17 protein-coding genes and 1 pseudogene are annotated in these 19,260 nt (G+C 43.9%); 13 read left to right on the forward strand and 5 right to left on the reverse strand.

The annotated features are described in order from the left end of the window. Positions 1–48 precede the first annotated feature (48 nt). From GVO60_RS03240 to GVO60_RS03255, 4 genes are all read left to right on the forward strand, one after another. Positions 49–669 carry a LysE family translocator gene (locus GVO60_RS03240; RefSeq protein ID WP_159651156.1) on the forward strand — a complete coding sequence of 207 codons (621 nt, stop codon included), beginning with the start codon at positions 49–51 and terminating at the stop codon, positions 667–669. A 148-nt stretch (positions 670–817) separates the two neighbouring features. After that, positions 818–1,273, forward strand: a complete 456-nt coding sequence (locus GVO60_RS03245; protein WP_371862423.1) for a Fur family transcriptional regulator — start codon at positions 818–820, stop codon at positions 1,271–1,273. 61 nt (positions 1,274–1,334) lie between these two features. Beyond that, positions 1,335–2,669: a dihydroorotase gene (locus GVO60_RS03250; RefSeq protein ID WP_159651157.1), complete on the forward strand. Its 1,335-nt coding sequence runs from the start codon at positions 1,335–1,337 to the stop codon at positions 2,667–2,669. An 82-nt stretch (positions 2,670–2,751) separates the two neighbouring features. Then, complete coding sequence (locus GVO60_RS03255) at positions 2,752–3,753, forward strand: CobW family GTP-binding protein (RefSeq protein WP_159651158.1); 1,002 nt, start codon at positions 2,752–2,754, stop codon at positions 3,751–3,753. A 43-nt stretch (positions 3,754–3,796) separates the two neighbouring features. Here the strand turns inward: GVO60_RS03255 and GVO60_RS03260 are convergent, their stop codons facing one another. Then, entirely contained in the window at positions 3,797–4,669 is an 873-nt protein-coding gene (locus GVO60_RS03260; RefSeq protein ID WP_159651159.1) for an aspartoacylase, read from the reverse strand. Positions 4,670–4,773: 104 nt separating this feature from the next. On the opposite strand from GVO60_RS03260, the gene GVO60_RS03265 reads away from it, so the two are divergent. From GVO60_RS03265 to GVO60_RS03275, 3 genes are all read left to right on the forward strand, one after another. Further along, a complete protein-coding gene (locus GVO60_RS03265) occupies positions 4,774–6,000 on the forward strand; it encodes a peptidoglycan DD-metalloendopeptidase family protein (protein ID WP_159651160.1) in 1,227 nt (408 codons plus the stop codon). A gap of 123 nt (positions 6,001–6,123) precedes the next feature. Beyond that, positions 6,124–7,665: a PAS domain-containing hybrid sensor histidine kinase/response regulator gene (locus GVO60_RS03270; RefSeq protein WP_159651161.1), complete on the forward strand. Its 1,542-nt coding sequence runs from the start codon at positions 6,124–6,126 to the stop codon at positions 7,663–7,665. 94 nt (positions 7,666–7,759) lie between these two features. Beyond that, on the forward strand, positions 7,760–8,494 hold the full coding sequence (locus GVO60_RS03275) for an RNA methyltransferase (RefSeq protein WP_159651162.1): 735 nt from the start codon (positions 7,760–7,762) through the stop codon (positions 8,492–8,494). Positions 8,495–8,634: 140 nt separating this feature from the next. Here the strand turns inward: GVO60_RS03275 and GVO60_RS03280 are convergent, their stop codons facing one another. Next, positions 8,635–9,312 (reverse strand): DUF4386 family protein, encoded by a 678-nt coding sequence (locus GVO60_RS03280; protein ID WP_159651163.1) that lies wholly within the window; start codon positions 9,310–9,312, stop codon positions 8,635–8,637. A gap of 280 nt (positions 9,313–9,592) precedes the next feature. On the opposite strand from GVO60_RS03280, the gene GVO60_RS03285 reads away from it, so the two are divergent. Both GVO60_RS03285 and GVO60_RS03290 read left to right on the forward strand, forming a co-directional pair. Next, positions 9,593–11,542 carry a HAMP domain-containing methyl-accepting chemotaxis protein gene (locus tag GVO60_RS03285; RefSeq protein ID WP_159651164.1) on the forward strand — a complete coding sequence of 650 codons (1,950 nt, stop codon included), beginning with the start codon at positions 9,593–9,595 and terminating at the stop codon, positions 11,540–11,542. Between the two features lie 88 nt (positions 11,543–11,630). Next, positions 11,631–13,409: a GGDEF domain-containing phosphodiesterase gene (locus GVO60_RS03290; RefSeq protein WP_159651165.1), complete on the forward strand. Its 1,779-nt coding sequence runs from the start codon at positions 11,631–11,633 to the stop codon at positions 13,407–13,409. A 191-nt stretch (positions 13,410–13,600) separates the two neighbouring features. Here GVO60_RS03290 and fdxA read toward each other — a convergent pair whose 3' ends face one another. Continuing rightward, positions 13,601–13,924: a ferredoxin FdxA gene (fdxA, locus tag GVO60_RS03295; RefSeq protein ID WP_005469114.1), complete on the reverse strand. Its 324-nt coding sequence runs from the start codon at positions 13,922–13,924 to the stop codon at positions 13,601–13,603. Between the two features lie 221 nt (positions 13,925–14,145). On the opposite strand from fdxA, the gene GVO60_RS03300 reads away from it, so the two are divergent. Then, positions 14,146–15,762, forward strand: a complete 1,617-nt coding sequence (locus GVO60_RS03300) for an NAD(P)/FAD-dependent oxidoreductase (protein WP_159651166.1) — start codon at positions 14,146–14,148, stop codon at positions 15,760–15,762. Between the two features lie 147 nt (positions 15,763–15,909). Here the strand turns inward: GVO60_RS03300 and GVO60_RS03305 are convergent, their stop codons facing one another. Further along, positions 15,910–16,389, reverse strand: a complete 480-nt coding sequence (locus tag GVO60_RS03305; protein ID WP_159651430.1) for a Dps family protein — start codon at positions 16,387–16,389, stop codon at positions 15,910–15,912. Positions 16,390–16,620: 231 nt separating this feature from the next. Further along, a complete protein-coding gene (locus tag GVO60_RS03310; protein ID WP_159651167.1) occupies positions 16,621–16,959 on the reverse strand; it encodes a hypothetical protein in 339 nt (112 codons plus the stop codon). A gap of 164 nt (positions 16,960–17,123) precedes the next feature. Here GVO60_RS03310 and GVO60_RS03315 point away from each other — a divergent pair, with 164 nt between their 5' ends. The 3 genes and pseudogenes from GVO60_RS03315 to GVO60_RS03325 form a co-directional block, all read left to right on the forward strand. Further along, positions 17,124–17,651: a DUF2975 domain-containing protein gene (locus GVO60_RS03315; RefSeq protein WP_159651168.1), complete on the forward strand. Its 528-nt coding sequence runs from the start codon at positions 17,124–17,126 to the stop codon at positions 17,649–17,651. Positions 17,652–17,661: 10 nt separating this feature from the next. Then, the gene (locus GVO60_RS03320; protein WP_159651169.1) at positions 17,662–17,886 is read left to right on the forward strand and encodes a helix-turn-helix domain-containing protein; all 225 of its coding nucleotides are present in this window, start codon (positions 17,662–17,664) and stop codon (positions 17,884–17,886) included. Between the two features lie 628 nt (positions 17,887–18,514). Further along, positions 18,515–19,225: pseudogene (locus GVO60_RS03325) on the forward strand (ATP-binding cassette domain-containing protein); the annotation flags it as partial. Positions 19,226–19,260 lie beyond the last annotated feature (35 nt).

Below are 19,260 nucleotides of genomic sequence, written 5' to 3' on the forward strand. Positions count from 1 at the left end.
TTCCGTGCTACTCTCGCCAAATAATTCCAATATCAATAAGACACAACAATGAATACTGCTTTGCTGGGAATGTTTATTCCAACCTTCTTCTTTGTCTCAATAACGCCGGGGATGTGTATGACACTGGCGCTGACGCTCGGGATGAGTATTGGTTACAAGCGAACGCTTTGGATGATGGCGGGAGAGCTGGTTGGCGTAGGCCTAGTGGCGATTGCTGCCGTTTTGGGTATAGCTGCCGTGATGCTCAACTATCCTTGGTTATTTGTCGCACTTAAGCTGATTGGCGGAGGCTACCTGTTTTATCTCGGTGTGCAGATGTGGCGTTCACGAGGCAAGCTTGCGATCAATATGGATGAGCAGAACAGCGCGCCGCAAAGTGATTGGGACTTGGTCGTACAAGGCTTTGTTACTGCTATAGCTAACCCCAAAGGTTGGGCTTTTATGATTTCACTCTTGCCCCCTTTTATCGATCAAAGCAGCGATCTGACACCTCAACTGGTTGTTCTTGTTTCGATCATTTTATTGTTCGAATTCGTTTGTATGACGCTCTACGCCACGGGTGGCAAAGGATTAAAGCGTCTACTAGGTCAATCACAAAACGTTCGATTGATGAATCGTATCGCCGGTAGTTTAATGATGGGGGTAGGCGTTTGGTTGTTGGTGAGTTAGCGATTAAGCGTGTTTAATTTCCACGGGGAGGGGCCATAAGTGATGCGAATAGCGACTTATGGCCCTTTTTGATCTTAGGTTTGATTAAACTATAATCTTTCCATGTTGTTATGTTATAACGTATCCATAATAACAAGGAGAGAGCATTGTGAGCATAGAAGGCTTAATTGAGCGCATACAAGTGAATTGTAAGCAGAGGGGAAAACAACTAACGGAGAAACGAAAGCTGGTATTGCATGCATTGCTTCGAGCCGAAAAGGCCATGTCTGCTTACGAGATTGTCGATTATTGTCAGCAAGAGCTTGCTCAAACGGTTCAAGCCATGTCTGTCTATCGAGCGCTTGAGTTTCTTGAAGCGGAACATTTGGTTCATAAGCTCAAAGTATCGAATAAGTTTATTGTCTGCTCACACATAGAATGTGACCACGAACATGGGATTCCCCAGTTTCTGATTTGCACCAAATGCAACAAAATCAGTGAGCAGACCGTTGATCCTACAATGGTGTCAGGCTTGCAAACCAATGCTCGTCAGGAGGGATTTACGGTTGTTCAACCTCAACTCGAAATCAATTGCGTTTGTGATGATTGCTTAAAACCGTCCTGAATGCTTCTACTCGACAACCCCCCGATAAATATCCAATTAAACAAGGAGAGTGACTGAGATCATGTCATCCACACTTATCAAAAATGCCCGAGTCGTTAATGAAGGGCACGTTGTGAATGCCGATGTGCGCATTGTGGGAAAGCGGATTGAAAAGATCCATGTGAACATCGAGAGGCAGCCGGATGATATTGTCATTCAAGCTGATGGTGCATATTTACTGCCAGGGATGATTGATGATCAGGTCCATTTTCGTGAGCCGGGCTTAACCCACAAAGGCACGATTGCATCCGAGTCCCGCGCAGCTGTGGCTGGAGGCATCACCAGTTTTATGGAAATGCCGAATGTGGATCCCGCAACGACGACCATCGAAGCATTAGAACGTAAATTTGCCATTGCCTTTGAAAGCTCTTTCGCCAATTACTCTTTCTACCTAGGTGCAACAGAAGACAACCTTCAGGAAATCAAACGATTGGATCCAAAAAAGCACTGTGGCGTTAAAGTCTTTATGGGAGCGTCGACAGGTAATTTGCTGGTTGAAAACCATGATGCGTTAGAAAGCATCTTCCGTGATTCACCTGTGCTGATTGTTACTCATTGTGAAAGCGGCGCTGTGATTGCTAAAAATCGCTCAGAATTGCTCGCTAATAAGGCTCAGCTGAAGATTCACGATCATCCTTTGTTAAGGGATGACCAGGCTTGTTTCGCTTCCTCATCTTACGCTGTGGAACTGGCTAAAAAACATGGTAGCCAGCTTCATGTGCTACACATCACTACCGAGAAAGAGCTTTCGCTGTTTGAACCAGGTTCTATCGAAGGTAAGCAGATCACCGCTGAAGCGTGTGTGCATCATTTATGGTTTAGTGATGAAGATTATGCAGAGTACGGAAACCTCATCAAGTGCAATCCTGCGATAAAAAAAGCCAGTGATCGAGAGGCATTAATTCAAGCACTTGATTCGGGGAAAATCGACATTATTGCCACCGATCACGCGCCTCATACCTTAGAAGAGAAGCAGGTTGATTACGAACAAGCACCTGCAGGTTTACCCTTGGTACAGCACGCATTGTTAACCTTGCTCGACCATGTTTATCATGGCCGAATGACAATAGAGCAAGTGGTCTTGAAAGTGGCACACAACCCTGCAATTCGTTATGCCATTGAAGAGCGAGGCTTTATTCGTGAAGGCTACTATGCTGATCTTGTGCTTGTTAATTGCGATTCAACCACAGACGTCACAAATGAAAATAGCCTTTATCATTGCAAGTGGTCACCATTTAACGGCCATCAATTTCATTCAGCGATCGAGCGTACTTGGGTGAATGGCCAACAGGTTTTCGAAAGAGGTGAGTTCCCCTCTTGTCCTCAACCTGCGATGCGCCTGACCTTTTCTCGTTAGCCTTTTTTCTATTTAAGTTTTTTGCCAACTCAAACATATGATGATGTCGTCGTGCATCAGGGTTGGCGGCGTAGGAGTACACATGCATTCAAACGAAAGCCCAATTCTGGGTGTGCCGACCAATATTGTGACTGGTTTTCTCGGTGTTGGAAAAACATCCGCTATTTTAAATCTAATGAAAAATAAACCTAACAATGAGCGTTGGGCCATATTAGTGAACGAATTTGGCGAGATCGGTATTGATGGAAGCCTTATGGGAGGTCAACACTCAGGGGAAAGGAAAGTCTTTATTCGTGAGGTGCCTGGTGGTTGTATGTGCTGCAGTGCTGGCTTACCAATGCAGATTGCGCTGAATCAGCTACTCACGGAAGCAAAACCGGATCGATTACTAATAGAGCCAACGGGGCTTGGACATCCCAAAGAGGTGCTGCAAGTGCTCTCTTCAGAGCATTATCGCAAAGTGCTTAAACTGCAGAAAACCATCACGCTTGTGGATGCCCGTATGCTGTCAGAGAGTAGATACAGTGAGCACGAAACGTTTGTTCAACAGATTGCTATTGCTGATAGAGTGGTTGGAAACAAAGTCGATCTCTATCACGAAGGTGATGAGAGCTTGCTACTTAGTTATGTAGGGAAATATGCTCGGCCTGATACTGCAGTCAGCTTCGCACAGTATGGTGAGATTCCTTTTGAGCTGTTTGAGGGTGAGACGGTAATGTATGAGCAGCATGAGCACCACCACCATCACCATCAAAGAAAACCACTGGCTTCAGAGTTACCCCTCCCCGAGAGTGGGGTAATGAAAGCGATCAATAAAGGGGAAGGTTTTCACAGTATTGGTTGGCGTTTCGCGGTGGATAAAGTTTTTGAACGTGCCAAGCTAGTGCCAATGTTATTAGCGATTCAAGCTGAGCGAATCAAGGGCGTGTTCATTACTCAGGATGGGGTATTTGGTTATAACCTGACACTGGATGGCTTAACGGAAGTTGAACTTGATGATTGTAGTGAGAGTCGGGTTGAAGTGATCTCAGAACGAAAGATTGTGGGATTAGAGCGAGAGCTACTGCAATGCTTAGTTGACTAACTTTCCGCCCGGACTTAAAAAGTTCGGGCGATTTATTTTTCATTTATTGGCTTTGAATGATTTTTTTCTCCGCTAGTGCCATCGCAATATGAGAGGTGCAGTAGGAGCTCTCATTGATAAAGTGTGGGTAGATGTCATGGTCTTTTTCCCAAAATATATCGTAACCAAACAAGGTTGCGAGTAAGGGCTCCCCCGGTTTTACGACTTCAAAATCTCTCCCACAAATCATTGGATGAACCGTTGCCACCCTTAAACCATCTTCTGAGAGCGGAACTCTGACATCTTCAGTGTAGAAATAAGCCTCGTAGCTGCTCATTTTTTCAATCTCATTTAGATTCTGTTTTTCGACATAATCCAATACATAGCTGAGCATCTTTTTCATTAGCTCTAGCGTTTCAAATTTGAGTGAGCCGTGTGCTTGCGATCCGACCTCGATGATGATGCCGAAATCCCCAGCCGTGCATAAATAAGGCTGTTCTTGCCAGGTTTTTTGGTCTTCAAATAAGATGTTTGCTTCAGGCATACGCTGTTTGATGTAGGCACCCATCTTGGTATAGAAAGGATCTGTTGCGAGAAGAATCAGCGTCGCGCCCATATTGCTGGTCGTGTTGTGCAGATCGATAACCAGTTGGTGTTTTTTATGGGCATGTTTTGTGATCCATTCTTTGGCTAGTTGCTGCTCGTGTCCTGTCGAATCTTGCGATTGATTGAGTGCTGAAAAGGCTCGATTTAAATCACTGTCTAGGTAGCGGCTGTTATTCTGAACGGCTTCGGGGTTACCAATTGCACAAGATGTAGTGAAGGTTGTGCGACTGGCACTATAAAGCCGCTCTTTGATCAGTTTTTGCAGATAGATGCCTGACAGTTCATTACCGTGTGTTCCTGCGACAAGTAGAACGTGATTCAATTTTTCCATGGTGTTTAGCGTTCCTCGTCAAGTTTAGATAGCAAAATTGAAGGCTGATTTTATTCTATGGTTATGTTATAACATAACAATTGCAAATCGGTTAACCCCTCTCAATGAAACACTTTAAAATTTATGCCTTAGCTGTTGCGGCATTTGCGTTTATCGCCGCTTTTTTTATTCCAATGGCGGAAACCCCAGAGCAGCCGTCTCAGCCTTCTGTTGTGATTACACCCGCTGTAGAAGTGCCGCCTCAACGCTCAAATATTCGTGCACACTATTTTGTTAAAGTGGGTGACACGCTGAGCGGTATCTTTGCGGCTTGGGATATCCCTTATCAAACACTTCAAGATATTTTATCGGCTGATTCGGCGCACCTGCAGCTTGACACCATTACGCCGGGTGATCACTTAGAGTTTGTCTTTGACAGCGACAGCCATGAACTCAAATCACTGACTTACCATGTTAGTTTGCTCGAACACGCCCACTACCTTAAAGACGGTGAGGGAAAGTTTGTCTATGAATTTCAAGAGGAGCCAGGTGAGTGGCGAGAAGTGCTTTACAGTGGCACGATTGATGGCAGCTTTTCTTTGTCTGCCCACCGAATGGGTTTGTCATCCAATCAGATTGCGAACATTACCCGAATCTTGAGTGACAAAGTCAATTTTGCCAGAGCCCTTCGAGCTGGCGATCGGTTTGATGTATTGGTCAATCGTCAGTTTTTGGGGGAGCACCCAACGGGAAAGAGTGAAATCCAAGCTATTTCGTTCAAGCTATCAGGTAAAGAAGTCTCTGCATTTTTGGCCAATGATGGCCGATTCTATGACCGAGACGGCAATAGCTTAGAGCGGGCCTTTAATCGTTACCCAATTGACCCAAAATATCGTCGTATTACCTCTTCGTTCAACCCAAGACGTAAGCATCCGGTGACAGGCCGAATAGCCCCTCATAACGGTACAGACTTCGCTACGCCAGTGGGAGCGCCAATCTATTCAACCGGTGATGGTAAGGTGGTTGGTGTGAGAAACCATCCCTACGCCGGTAAATATCTGGTGATTGAACACAACAGCGTTTACACCACTCGCTACTTACACTTGAGTAAGTTTTTGGTGGAAAAAGGCCAGCGAGTGAAGCGCGGACAGAAGATTGCGCTATCAGGTGCCACAGGACGTTTGACGGGGCCACATCTGCACTTTGAAGTGTTAGTTCGCAATCGAGCCGTTGACCCAATGAAAGCCAATCTTCCGCTTGCAACCTCGATAACTGGCGAAGACAAGCCTGCTTTTATTTCTCGCATTGCTGACTTTGACGCGAAAGTGGGGCCAGATAAGTCTCAAGGGTAATTGCAGGGGAGCGAAGCACTATTCCATCCTACTACCCCTTTAGCATTACATTGCCTTGGTTCATTATTGTCTACACTGTAAACATTGTGAGAAAACACGGTTAACAGTGAGGGTCATCTGTGTATGCAAACATCTCTACTTAACACTGCAAATACCCCGGAGCGTTTGAAGCTTGTATTAGACAGTACAAGACTTGGCATGTGGGATTGGTCTCCAGCGACGAATGAAGTCGTGTTTGATAGCAACTGGGCAAGCATGTTGGGGTTAAGTTTAGATGAACTGAGCATGACGTTAGATGACTGGTCTTCTAGAGTGCATCCAGATGACATGGACAGCTGCTTAACCGATATTCAGGCTCACTTAGAAGGTAAAACCGATTTTTACGAGAACATGCACAGAATGAAGCATGCTGATGGGAGTTGGGTGTATATCCTAGATAGGGGTAGAGTGGTCGAACGCGATAGCGAAGGCAATGCGCTGCGTTTTACAGGTACTCATGCAGACATGACAGCGTTAAAAAGTGCTGAGTTTGATGCTCTACTCGCGACCAAAGCAAAAGAACGCTTTTTTGCGAATATGTCTCATGAGCTTAGGGCACCTTTGCATGCCATGTTGGGGCTTCTTGAATTGGTTCAAAACGACCACACTGCCAGTGATGTGCCTGAAAAGCTGCAGATCATTAATGAATCGGGTCAACACCTTCTTAATATGGTGAATAACCTACTTGATGCCAGCCGACTTCAGCACACAACACTTAACATCAAAAAAGCGGAGTTTGATGTTGTTGCACTTCTCTACAATATCCGTGATCTATTTGCTTATCGAGGGCAAGAGAAAGGCATCACGTTAGACGTGATTAATAACCTCGATTCTGAAGCCTGTTATTTGTTATCTGATCGTTCGCGTTTTTTCCAAGTGCTGATCAATCTTATCTCCAATGCGATTAAGTTTACTGAAAACGGTTCTATCACCTTGTCATTGAGCAAACTAGATCACTCAATTTTGCTTGATGTCACGGATACTGGGGTGGGGATAGAAGACACGTCGAAAATCTTTAAACCTTTCTTTTCTAAAGAAGTCAGCGGTGACTATGATGATGCGGGTTCAACCGGGCTTGGGCTTAACATATCCAAAGAAATCGTCACTTCTTTGGAGTGTGAATTACGGGTCCATTCACAGCTAGGAAAGGGCTCAACGTTCTCGATCGTTATTCCGAGTTCATTAGAGAGGAGTCTAAGTGACGCTCGACCTAATGTGTCGATGCAAGATTTTATTGAGTCGCCTAGCTCGATGACCAATTGGTCTGGAAAGGTGGTATTAGCCGTTGATGACACTCCGATGAACCTGGTTTTACTGCAAGCCATGTTAGCGTCAACACCTCTTGAACTCATAAAAGCGAAAAATGGCAAACATGCACTAGAAATTTTACGAACCAAACGAGTCGACGTAGTGATTAGCGATCTCCATATGCCTGAGCTAGGGGGATTAGAGCTCTCTCAACAGCTACGTTTAAACCCTGAAACGAAAGATGTGCCCATCATTGTCTCTTCCGCTGACATAAAGCAAGACGCGTGGCCCAAGTGTAAAGAGGTTCAAGCGACAGATTTCCTGGAAAAGCCGTTTACTGCCAATCAGCTTTTGGGCATGTTACAACGCTACTTGTAAGATAATGCTCTGTCTACCTCTTTAGCTCAGAGGTGCTTTACTCTATAATTGCCGCGCTTTTATTTGGGTTAAGCCCTCTCACTTTGGATAGATTATGATTTCAAAAAACCAACTTAAATTACTTCGAGCTTTAGGCCAAAAGAAACAGCGCAAAGCGCACGGCTTATTCTTGGTCCAAGGTGAGAAGAACGTACTTGAGTTGGCAAACAGTGATTTGAATGTCGAGCATGTTTTTGCAACCGAAGAGTTCTTAGCGGAGCATGGTACTGAACTGGCCAATTTCGAGTGCATTGAAGCATCTTTGGACGATTTAACCAAAGCCAGCACCTTAGTGAGCAATAACGCTGCTATTGCGGTTGTTCAGATCCCACAGGTAGAAAAACCTAAAGCGCAAGGCTTGATGATTGCGTTAGATGGCGTCTCTGACCCAGGTAACTTAGGCACGATTATCCGTGTTGCTGACTGGTATGGCATCAAACACATTGTAGCGAGCACGGATTGCGCCGATCCCTACAACCCTAAAACCATTAGCGCCACTATGGGCAGCTTTGGTCGCGTAACCGTCAGCCAACTGGATCTGCCGAACTACCTAGAAAACGCTAACTTGCCAGTTTATGGCGCATTTTTAGAAGGTGAAAGTGTCCATAAAACAGAATTTGCCGCAGAAGGTATCTTGCTAATGGGCAGTGAATCTCATGGTATCCGTGAACAAGCCGCGAAGTTTGTAACCGATAAGATCACCATTCCAGCCTTTGGTGGTGCAGAGTCCCTCAATGTAGCGATGGCAACGGGCATTATCTTGGATAACTTGCGTCGTCAGCATAGCTAACAACTAGTACAGAACACAAAAATGCGCAGTGATGGATAATCACTGCGCTTTTTTCGTCTTGAGTCAACGTTATTGAGTGTCGAGTCGGGCGTCATAACAGCCGAGGCTTCACACTCCGATAAGCGCAAGCGTTTTCCCTACTAGAAGTTAGCCGACGGCTGAATGGACTTAGTAGTAGCACTACTTTGACCTAACATGGTTATACCCAGCCAGATAAACCATAAAATCTGAGTGATACCAAAAATTTCGGTTAGGATTTCGGCGGGGTATATTGTTGCAACTCCGGCAATTCCTACTGTTATACCAAGGTAATTGAGCCCTCGTGGAAATCTTGCCGCCTTTAAAGCTGCTAGGCTAATTAAAAGCACCCAAAGCCCACCAACTAGTTCGTTTCCTCCCCCAAGACTTTCAATTAACACCGAAATTATTCTCCACATATCGGAAGCTTTCTCGGCGGAAATGTCCATGAGATCAATTGCATGTGAAAGCCCAATGTTCGCCAGCATGCCACTTGCAATGACTAGAACAATCCAAACAAAGCCGAAGACAGAACCCACCTTTACAAGCGGGTTGTTTGCTGATTTTAGGGCTTCATTTAAGCCAACAACAAGAACAGATAGAAAAACTCCAAACACGACATACATCAGAAAATAAATCATTGAAAAAGCATGTTGGTTTTCTGCCAAATAAATCATTTTTTCTGACGCACTACCTTCGGAGGGATATGCCCAGAAAGTACCAAAGTATACAAAGGCAACAATATAAATTAACGCTTCAATAATAGCTGAAGCGCCTGCAAATTTTTGTAGTTTATTCATTGATGGCTTATCTCGTTTTGCTTGAGTCAATTACTTTGCATGATGTTAATTCCATATTAAACCAATGTGCTTTAAACACAAGAATCATTGATCCTGTGAATGTTTTAAGGGTTTAGCTGGTTTTAATATTAAAAGAAAGCGCTTTCTTAATTGATGTGCATCAAATTGATATCAATGTTATTTGTTATTTTAATATGAGGATGTGCTTATATATCTTTTTTCAATGCGCGAGTGTGATTGAGTTATCAACGGTGCAGTATGTGGTCAGGGCTTGGTGGTTATGTTTAAGAATTTAAGAATAAAAACAAAGATGGGGTTGGGATTTGGCGCGGTACTTACGTTGCTTTCCATTGTGTTGGGGGTCAGCCTTCTTGCACTACAGCGAGCAGACGAGGGCATATCAGAGTATAGGGGCTTAGCAAGAGACACAAACCTATCAGGAAGGCTGCAAGCGAATATGCTTATGGTTCGTATGAATGTTAAAGATTATCTTATCACTAAGAGCGATAAGGACTTACAACAATACAGTGGTTACCTTTCAAAGATGCAGAAGCTTCTTGACGAGGCAAAACAAGAAATCCAGAAACCAGAGCGGGCAGTGCTAATCGCTGAAGTCGATAGGGCGGTAATGGTCTATCAAAATGCTTTTGATAAAGTGGTCGATCTAATTACACAACGCAATATGGTTCACGATTCTAGTCTTGTGCCGAATGGTGAAAAAATGCGGGCCGTCATTGACGAGATCATAGAGTCTGCTTATCAAGACAATGATTATGAAGCCGTTTTCCATGCCGGACACATACAGGGAAAAATGTTGGCAGGTCGCTTGTTTGTTGTGAAATTTCTTCAATCCAACCTTGCTAGCGATTTTGATATAGCGTTAAAAAATATGGAAGCATCGCTTTCTGAGGAAATTGAAGATCTAGATGACAATCTGCAAAACCCAAAGCGCCGGGCACTACTCCAAGAATTTGTCGATGCGCAGAAAGGTTATGTTCAAGACATGCGTACCATCTATGAGCTTATCGTCAAAAGGAATGACATTATTCAAAACACTCTCGATGCTATTGGCCCACAGGTAGCGAAAAACGTCGAGGATGTGAAGTTATCAGTTATGAAGGAGCAAGACACTCTTGGACCTGAACTTGAAGCGAGTACTGATGAAAGTGTAATACTGTCTCTAATTTTGTCTGTAATAGCGATAGTGGTTGGCATTTTTTCCGCGTATCTACTAACGACTGCGATTACTGTGCCGATCCAAAAAGCTGTTGAGACAGCCAATCAACTTGCCCGAGGTGATTTAACTGTCGATGTAGGAAGGACGAGCAAAGATGAGACAGGCAAGCTTCTAGATGCGGTGCAAAACACTGCTAATCATCTAAAGCAGATGATTTCAACTATCTCAAATGCGAGTAGTGAGCTGGCTTCTGCTTCGGAAGAATTAGCTGTTGTGACTGTGCAGACATCTAAAGGGATTAGTCAGCAGGAAACAGAGACCGAAATGGTAGCAACCGCTATGAATGAGATGGCCACCACGGTTTATGATGTTGCTGACAATGCAGCTAAGGCTTCTGAAGCGGCTAATGAAGCCAATAATGAGGCTGTGTCTGGGGCTCAAGTTGTTCAACGAACGATTACTTCAATAAACGCTCTATCTGAGCGGGTGAATGTCTCTTCAGAAAAGCTCCATAAAGTCGAGCAAGAAGCAGTCAATATTGGCAAGATTTTGCATGTGATTAGAGAAATATCAGAACAAACTAATTTGCTTGCATTGAATGCCGCAATTGAAGCTGCTCGTGCGGGTGAGCAAGGGCGAGGCTTTGCAGTAGTTGCTGACGAAGTTCGATCTTTGGCGGCACGTACACAGGGCTCTACGTCAGAAATTCAAGTCATCATCGAGCAATTGCAGGCAGGGATTCAAGGTACGGTAGATGCAATGAAACAGGGACAAGTTGAGGCTGACAACTGTGTTGATCAGGCCAATGAAGCAAACATGGCGCTAGCGGCTATTACGGATGCTATTGGCATCATTAATGATATGAATATGCAAATCGCTAGTGCATCCGAGCAGCAGAGTTCTGTAGCCGAAGATATTAGTGAGAATGTGGTAAACGTTAAGACTATTGCGGAAGAAAACGCAGTAGCAGCCAATCAAACAAGCAGTTCGAGTACTGAGATAGCAAGGCTCGCCGACGCTTTAGGACGACTTGTTGCAGAGTTTAAAGTTTAGCTAGTCAGGCTGTTACTAAATAGGATTCTAAGATAGCGAGTAATGACTAAGAGGAAGTTACTCGCTCTTTCTTATCAAAGAAATAAGCATGAAAACAGAGAAAATCATTAAAATGCTAGGTGACTATCCTTTGGTAGATACACTTGTGAAAGGCTTCCCTAAACTTCCACTGATTATAGATAATAAGGTTTCAGGGATCACTGAAGAAGAGAAGCGGTCTTTTTTCTTCTCTATAGTTAACCAAAGTGCAAACGCAGTTGTTATTACGAACGCGGATAAGGACATTATCTACGCTAACAAAAAATTTGAAGAGTTGAGTGGTTACACCCTCTGTGAAGTTCTAGGGAAAAACCCAAGAGTATTAAAATCGAACAATACCCCCGTTGATACCTACCGCGATATGTATAGCACATTAAATACAGGAAACTCTTGGAAGGGGGTGTTTTTAAATGTACATAGAGATGGGACAGAATATATAGAAGAAGCGGTGATTTCACCTATAACGTGTGAGACTGGTGAAGTTATATGCTACCTAGCTGAAAAGAAGGATATTACAGCTCAGAGAGCGGCGGAGGATTATGTACGGAAGTTGACTCACTATGATGGTCTAACTGAATTACCTAATCGTGCATACTTTATCGAAGAAGCCAGCAAGCTTATTGGTGTTGAGCCTAACGAAGAGAATAACTTTGCGATATTATTTGCAGACTTAGACCGATTCAAAGATCTTAATGATAGTAGTGGTCACCTTGCTGGTGATATTGCACTAAGAGAAGTGTCGAGACGAATTGAGCAAGCCCTTCCTGAGGGTGACTTAGCCGCTAGAATCGGAGGTGATGAGTTTGTTGTTATCCATCGACGAGCAACACCACAAAGTACAGCGCAACTGGGGGCGCGATTGGTTGCGGCAATGAATCGACCAATTTCGATTAATGCGGGTCAAGAAGCTATTCTTGGAGTCAGTATTGGCGCGTCGACATGGCCCATAGATGGAACCACACTTAATGAAATCCTCTCTCATGCTGACTTAGCCATGTACAAAGCAAAGTCGACAGAGCTGAACTTTGTCACCTATACAGAGAGCATAGGTACACGTTTCCACCGTGAATTAGAGTTATCCCGCAGGCTAAATCAAGCAATATACTACCAAGATCAGTTCTATCTGGTTTATCAACCCAAACTCTATATAGCTACTGCCGAAGTTGCAGGTGTTGAAGCATTACTTCGGTGGAAGGAACCTGAACTTGGTAGCATTAGCCCCGCGGAGTTTATTCCTATTGCTGAAAAGCACAAACTAATGTGTCCGATCGGGAAGTGGGTTATCAAAGCGGTGTGCAAGCAACTATGTCAGTGGCAGTCAGAAGGCAGGGTGATACCTAGTAGAGTGGCTGTAAATATTTCTGTTCAACAATTAGAGCATCCTGACTTCTTTGACGATATTACAAACATAATTGCTGAAGAGGGGTTGTCCCCAAACCTTTTTGAACTAGAAGTGACGGAATCGGTTTTGATGAGTAATCCCGATAAAACAATGCTTGTGCTGAAAGAGTTAGAGCAAGTTGGTTTTTGTCTCTCGATCGATGACTTTGGTACCGGGTTTTCATCATTATCATATCTGAAAAGGATTAATGCCCAGATCCTGAAAATTGATAAGTCATTTATTGATAATTTGGCAACGAGTAGACATGACGAGATGATTGTGAAATCTGTGGTGGACTTAGCACATAACTTGGGCTTATCCGTTGTGGCAGAAGGTGTAGAAACTGAACAGCAAAAGCGTTACTTAGAAGAAGTCGGCTGTGACATGGCACAGGGATACTACTATTTTAAGCCTGTTATAGCAGACGAACTTATTCAGACAATTTAATTTTCGTTCTGCTAGAGGATTAATAATGACAGAGATTCCCAATTCATTTGTTTATCGCTCTTGAGGGGGGACTCCATAAAATAAAGGGTTGACGTAATACGCCAACCCTTAAAAATTCTCGCTTCTCGCTTCTCGCTTCTCGCTTCTCGCTTCTCGCTTCTCGCTTCTCGCTTCTCGCTTCTCGCTTCTCGCTACTTCTCTAGCATGCCCAGCTTATCAGGCACACCATTCCACTTTTCTGCTTCGTCCATTGCTGGTTTCACTTCGGTTTGTACTGGCCATAGCTCGGCAAGTTCTGCGTTGAGTTCAACATAGATTTTTTGATCTTCTGGAACTTCATCTTCTTGGAAGATCGCGTGAGCATCACATTCATCAACACACAGACCACAATCGATACACTCGATAGGGTTGATGACCATAAAGTTTGGCCCCTCATGAAACGCATCTGCCGGACATACAGCGACACAGTCAGTGTATTTACATTGGATACAGTTATCAGTTACGACAAACGCCATGATGAGTGCTCTTAAGTTTAAGGCCAGTGACCTAGTGAATTTGAAGATAGGGGATAATACTCATCCCAAGCTAAAATTCAATATCCTAAATTGGGAATGTTATTTTCTAGCTATGAATTAGTATGACAGACAAACCAATTTCTCGTAAAATGCGCGCCATTGTGAGCTGACCGTTCGTCAAACGGTTTTGGCTAAGACACCTATCGATACGAGACATCAACATGATACGTTTAAATGAAATCAAGCTTCCTCTTGATCATGAGGAAGAGGCACTGACTGCTGCCATCACCAAGAAACTTGGCATCACTGAAGACCAAGTCATCTCTTACAATGTATTTAAACGTGGCTACGATGCTCGTAAAAAAGCCAACATCCTACTTATCTACACGTTAGACGTTATCGTAGAAAACGAAGCTGAGCTGTTAGAGCAATTTGTTAGTGACCCGCACGTAAAAGCAACTCCTGATATGGAGTACAAGTTCGTGGCGAAAGCGCCAGAGAACCTAACAGAGCGCCCAGTTGTTATCGGCTTTGGCCCATGTGGTTTATTTGCAGCGTTGATTCTTGCGCAATCAGGTTTCAAACCTATCGTGGTTGAGCGTGGTAAAGAAGTGCGTGAACGTACTAAAGATACCTTTGGCTTCTGGCGTAAGCGCACACTGAACACTGAATCAAACGTACAGTTTGGTGAAGGTGGCGCTGGTACATTCTCTGACGGTAAGCTATACAGCCAAATCAAAGATCCAAACTTCTACGGCCGTAAGGTGACGACTGAATTTGTAGCCGCAGGCGCACCAGAAGAGATCATGTACGTGAGTAAGCCGCACATCGGTACTTTCAAACTGGTTACGATGATTGAGAAAATGCGTGCGAAAATCATCGAACTGGGTGGTGAAATCCGCTTTAGTACTCGTGTGGACGATATCCACATGGATGGTGATCAAATCACAGGTCTAACGCTGTCTAACGGTGAAGAGATCAAATCTCGCTACGTTGTTCTCGCTGTTGGCCACAGTGCGCGTGATACGTTCGAAATGCTGCACGATCGTGGCGTGTACATGGAAGCGAAGCCTTTCTCTGTCGGCTTCCGAATTGAACACAAACAGTCGATGATCGACGAAGCGCGCTTTGGTAAAAACGCAGGTCACCCAATTCTTGGCGCAGCTGACTACAAACTGGTTCACCACTGTAAGAATGGTCGTACTGTGTACAGCTTCTGTATGTGTCCAGGTGGTACTGTTGTTGCGGCAACCTCTGAAGAAGGCCGCGTAGTAACGAACGGTATGAGTCAATACTCTCGTTCAGAGCGTAACGCTAACAGCGCTATTGTTGTGGGTATTGATCCAGAGCGTGATTACCCAGGTGACCCACTTGCAGGTATTCGTTTCCAGCGTGAGCTAGAGTCAGGTGCTTATGTACTTGGTGGCGAGAACTACGATGCGCCAGCGCAGAAGATTGGTGACTTCCTGAAAGGTCGCGATCCTAGTGAGATTGGTGATGTTCAGCCGTCATTCACTCCGGGTATCCACCTAACGGACATCTCTAAAGCGCTACCGGATTTCGCGATTGAAGCGATTCGTGAAGCGATTCCAGCGTTCGATAAGAAGATCAAAGGCTTTGCATCAGATGATGGTCTACTAACAGGCGTAGAGACTCGTACATCGTCTCCAGTGTGTATCAAGCGTGGTAAAGACTTCCAGAGCGTTAACCTAAAAGGCTTCTACCCAGCGGGTGAGGGCGCGGGTTACGCTGGCGGTATCTTGTCGGCAGGTATCGACGGCATCAAGGTTGCAGAAGCGCTATCGAAAGCGATGGTTGAAGACGCCGCTAACGCTTAATCACATTTAGACACATTAAAAGGCCCACCAGCGAATACTGGTGGGCCTTTTTGTTTGTGATTATTCGAGCCGTATGGATAAAGCTGTTTTAACTTCAACAAGAAATTTTCGCCATCTTCTCTAATCTCGCCCTATTCAACCTCAAACTTAGTGTTGCAGATAGGCGTTAAGCATCCACATGAGTTTCTCTTGCTCGCGGATGTAGTCGCCCATTAAGGCCGCCGTACCTTCATCTTCTGCGTCACCAGCGTTAAGTAGGATTTCGCGCTGTTTTAGAAGTAAGACACTAAAGCCGTGAACCAGGCCTTGTATGCACTCCTCACCAGAAGTCGCGTTTTGATGCTCTTTAATTTCGCTTGCTTCCAAGTAATTACTGAAGGCATGTGCTGGAGTGTGGCCTAACGTCAGGATACGCTCTGCAAGCTCATCAATTTTCGTTTGTAGATCAGTGTAGATCTCTTCAAATTTCACATGGAGTTCGAAGAATTGCTGACCTTTGATGTTCCAGTGGTAACCACGTGAATTCATGTACAATACTTGATAATGCGCGAGTAGTTGATTGAGCTGTTGAGCTAGCTGTGCTGATTGTTCGTGATCTAGACCAATTAGGCTTACCTGTTTGTTCATCATTTTGCTCCTCGGAGATTAATACCAATTACAGCAATGGACAGATTGTTCGCTGTGATTGATATAAAGTTTTGAAATTCATTTTGCAGTATTTGCTGCCGATGGAGTCATATTACGATTCATCTTCAGAGAAGAAAATTTGGTTTTGTCTATGATTTAAATAGTTAAATCCAATGAGAAAACGGGTAAGTGTCGGCGTATCATCCAACAAAAAATTCATCGAATCATTTTCTATTCGAATGTCCAAGAAAAACCAGTGCTGTAGCTGCCGTCCGGGCTCGTTTGGTAGTAGGTTTCTACATTCCCGCCTTTAAACTCTGTCATGTAGCATTGCGTATTTCGGTGACCACTCGATAGACCATTATCAGTCAATGGGCGGCTAGGAGCAGCGTTGCAGTCATCGCCCGTTAAGTATTGCTGTTGAGGTTTTAAGCTCTGTGCATAAGAAGAGCTTAAAGAGTCGGTTAAGTTGAACTCCTCATCCAGGTTATCCAGAAACAGTGCATTGGCAGCAGCAGAGTAAGAAGAGAGAAGTAATAGTGCGCTAATCAATGAGCGTTTAGTTGGCATGGCAAACCTCGATATTATCAATGTGTCTTTGCGATTTTATTGGTAAGGTAAATCTATTTTCTTTGCAGTGCAATAAAAACTTATCGAATTACGATAAGTTTTTATTGTTAATAACCATAACTACGACTAATATATAGTGAAATTAATAAAGAATGAGGTTTGCTATGTCACAGCAATCAATAAGTACTTTTAGCCGTAAGTTACTTATTTTATTTTGGTTTTCGTTTGTATTTGTCGCGGCTTTGGATACCACTCTTTGGTTTAGCGCAACGATGTTTAATTCTCAGTGGTTCGATGCTAGCTTCCCGGTTGAAGTCGAATTGCCACTATCCGTAACTCGCTCATTGGTCGGTTATCTTCCAAGTATGTTTTCCGCCTTTTTGACCATGGCGATGTTGTGGCAATTGATTGCTTTGTTCCGTTTGTATGAAAAGGGGCAGATTTTTGAGCAGAAAAATGTCAGTTGCTATAAGAAGCTAAGCTATTTATTGATCGCAACTCCTTTCATCGGCGGAATCAGTGACTTACTTCTAAGCCTCGCTTTATCGTACAATGGCGACTCTTGGTACTTATCTGTCGAAATCGATGATGTGGATGTCACCATGATGGTGATCGGATTCATTGTTCGTGTGATTGCCGTGGTGATGGAGCGCGCGGTGGAACTTCGAGAAGAAAGTGAACTAACAATATAACGAGTAGGGTATGGCGATTGTAATCAATCTTGATGTAATGCTGGCAAAACGGAAGATGCGTTCGAATGAGCTGGCTAAGCTTATTGGCATTACAGAGCAAAATTTGTCGATATTAAAAAATGGCCGTGCCAAAGCGATTAAGTTGGCAACGCTCGAAGCTATCTGTAAGCATTTAGATTGCCAACCTGGGGATATATTGGAGTTTGTGCCAAGCCCTGAGGACGTTGAATGTTAAAGGTTTCAGATGCCTTGACTTAATAAAGCCAGAGTTTTGTTCTGGCTTTATTATTTTTATAGAGCTCTCTCAACTTTCGAATGAGCCACTACACTGAATATTGTTGAGAGTCTTGTTATTAAGTAAGGAAGCGTTTCCTGAGGGGGCAAAATGGCATCTCAGAATATTCAACATTTCTTCCATCCCAGCTCTGGGACAATTAGTTGCTTAAGCCTGCGTTAGAGTTCAATCTTACCGCGTGTCATTCCCCACACTAATTCAATAGTTCGAACATAGATTTGCCCCAGTTTGATCAGCTCATTCTGGGGCATTTTTTTGTGCGACGAGATTGTCCATTGGTGTGAAGAATTGCCCTCACTATTGTTCATACCTTGATGGTCATTTAGAGAGGGAGAGTTGTTTAACTAGAAAAATGTTTCGTGTTCTAAATATTTATTTGCAGATGATTTTGAGTGGGTTATCTAAGATGATTTGTTGGTGGAGCTGAGGTCGGCATTTGTTGATTGTTCGTCATTAGATGATTGATATTAAATGTTTTATTTGTTTTATTTGTTTTATTTGTTTTATTTGTTTTATTTGTTTTATTTGTTTTTTGTTGTTTTTTGTTGTTTTTTGTTGTTTTTCTATTGACGACGAAACTCTGCGCCGCTTGCATACCCACCGCGTTTCTATGGTGTTCCAGAAGTCTGCTTTAATGCCTTGGCTAACGGTACTTGATAATGTGGCGTTTGGGTTGGAGCTGCAAGGTGTAGGTAAATCAGAGCGCCGTAAAAAAGCACGTGAGCAGCTTGAGGTGGTTGGTTTGTCAGAGTGGGAATCTAAGTTTCCTCATGAGTTATCTGGTGGTATGCAGCAGCGTGTTGGTCTAGCGAGAACCTTCGTGATGGATACGGATATTTTGTTAATAGATGAACCGTTTTCTGCCCTTGACCCGCTCATTCGTACTCAGCTGCAAGATGAACTCCGTTAAACGTGCTCAAAGGGCGCTCCCTGATGCAGTCGGTTGATGAGCTAAAACAAGAACAAAATCGCCTGCAGGTATGTTCGGCTCAGTCAGTGTGGGTCGATCAATCAATCAAGCAATGAACTATCGCTAGTCAAAGGCGGTGATCTTACCTTGATTGAGTGGGATAGCGAAAGTGGGGACATCGAGAAAGTCAAACAAGGTTCGATTGTGGTCACAAGCCCTGACATCGGCATGCGTGAAGCCATCGAGCTGAAAAAGCGTAGTGGACAACCCATCTTGCTGGTTGAGAATGGTGAGTTAGTTGGCGTACTTAATGACAGCGAGTTTTATAATGCGCTTTTAAGTAACTATAAAGCTCCCCAAGCGGCTTAGTTGTCATCCGAAAAAAGGTAGCAATTCAATGCTAC

It is taken from the genome of Vibrio atypicus (assembly GCF_009811315.1).
Taxonomy (GTDB): Bacteria; Pseudomonadota; Gammaproteobacteria; order Enterobacterales; family Vibrionaceae; genus Vibrio; species Vibrio atypicus.

Bases quoted from the DNA above. Each gene is read 5' to 3' on its own strand.
- GVO60_RS03240 (WP_159651156.1), top strand. From the start codon at position 49: ATGAATACTGCTTTGCTGGGAATGTTTATTCCAACCTTCTTCTTTGTC.
- GVO60_RS03250 (WP_159651157.1), top strand. From the start codon at position 1,335: ATGTCATCCACACTTATCAAAAATGCCCGAGTCGTTAATGAAGGGCAC.
- GVO60_RS03255 (WP_159651158.1), top strand. From the start codon at position 2,752: ATGCATTCAAACGAAAGCCCAATTCTGGGTGTGCCGACCAATATTGTG.
- GVO60_RS03260 (WP_159651159.1), bottom strand. From the start codon at position 4,669: ATGGAAAAATTGAATCACGTTCTACTTGTCGCAGGAACACACGGTAAT.
- GVO60_RS03265 (WP_159651160.1), top strand. From the start codon at position 4,774: ATGAAACACTTTAAAATTTATGCCTTAGCTGTTGCGGCATTTGCGTTT.
- GVO60_RS03270 (WP_159651161.1), top strand. From the start codon at position 6,124: ATGCAAACATCTCTACTTAACACTGCAAATACCCCGGAGCGTTTGAAG.
- GVO60_RS03275 (WP_159651162.1), top strand. From the start codon at position 7,760: ATGATTTCAAAAAACCAACTTAAATTACTTCGAGCTTTAGGCCAAAAG.
- GVO60_RS03280 (WP_159651163.1), bottom strand. From the start codon at position 9,312: ATGAATAAACTACAAAAATTTGCAGGCGCTTCAGCTATTATTGAAGCG.
- GVO60_RS03285 (WP_159651164.1), top strand. From the start codon at position 9,593: ATGTTTAAGAATTTAAGAATAAAAACAAAGATGGGGTTGGGATTTGGC.
- GVO60_RS03290 (WP_159651165.1), top strand. From the start codon at position 11,631: ATGAAAACAGAGAAAATCATTAAAATGCTAGGTGACTATCCTTTGGTA.
- fdxA (WP_005469114.1), bottom strand. From the start codon at position 13,924: ATGGCGTTTGTCGTAACTGATAACTGTATCCAATGTAAATACACTGAC.
- GVO60_RS03300 (WP_159651166.1), top strand. From the start codon at position 14,146: ATGATACGTTTAAATGAAATCAAGCTTCCTCTTGATCATGAGGAAGAG.
- GVO60_RS03305 (WP_159651430.1), bottom strand. From the start codon at position 16,389: ATGAACAAACAGGTAAGCCTAATTGGTCTAGATCACGAACAATCAGCA.
- GVO60_RS03310 (WP_159651167.1), bottom strand. From the start codon at position 16,959: ATGCCAACTAAACGCTCATTGATTAGCGCACTATTACTTCTCTCTTCT.
- GVO60_RS03315 (WP_159651168.1), top strand. From the start codon at position 17,124: ATGTCACAGCAATCAATAAGTACTTTTAGCCGTAAGTTACTTATTTTA.
- GVO60_RS03320 (WP_159651169.1), top strand. From the start codon at position 17,662: ATGGCGATTGTAATCAATCTTGATGTAATGCTGGCAAAACGGAAGATG.